The sequence below is a fragment of the Neisseria sp. P0021.S006 genome (assembly GCF_051956895.1).
Genome location: NZ_JBQCWZ010001272.1, coordinates 1 through 442, shown reverse-complemented (window position 1 = coordinate 442; position 442 = coordinate 1). Strand labels below are relative to the sequence as shown.

1 protein-coding gene is annotated in these 442 nt (G+C 48.9%); it reads right to left on the bottom strand.

Features of this window, described 5'->3' with window-relative positions; genetic code table 11:
- Positions 1–312 (bottom strand): nucleoside monophosphate kinase (locus tag ACTHUM_RS19840; RefSeq protein ID WP_440403986.1); only part of this gene is annotated, 312 nt, incomplete at its 3' end.
- Positions 313–442 lie beyond the last annotated feature (130 nt).

Genomic DNA, 442 nt, shown 5'->3' with positions numbered 1-442 from the left:
ATCCAAATCCACACCAGCTTCAACCATGGCTTCGGCTTGTGCCAATGTACGTGGGAAACCGTCAACCAGGAAACCGTTTTTGCAGTCGTCTTGGGCAATACGCTCTTTAACCATGCCGATAATGATGTCGTCGCGTACCAAACCGCCTTCATCAATGATTTTTTTTGCTTCCAAACCCAGCGGAGTGCCTGCTTTGATGGCAGCGCGGAGCATGTCGCCGGTAGAGATTTGAGGAATGCCGAATGCAGCAGTGATGAATTGAGCCTGTGTGCCTTTGCCGGCGCCCGGTGCGCCCAACAATAATACTTTCATGATGAGTCCTTTTGGTTGACGGATTTAATGTTCAGATAATTTTACACGGCTTATGTTTATCGTTCAAAACTTCAGACGGCTTCTTTCGGGCCGAAATGCTTCCATGCATCGTCGCGCATTCCGATAAACC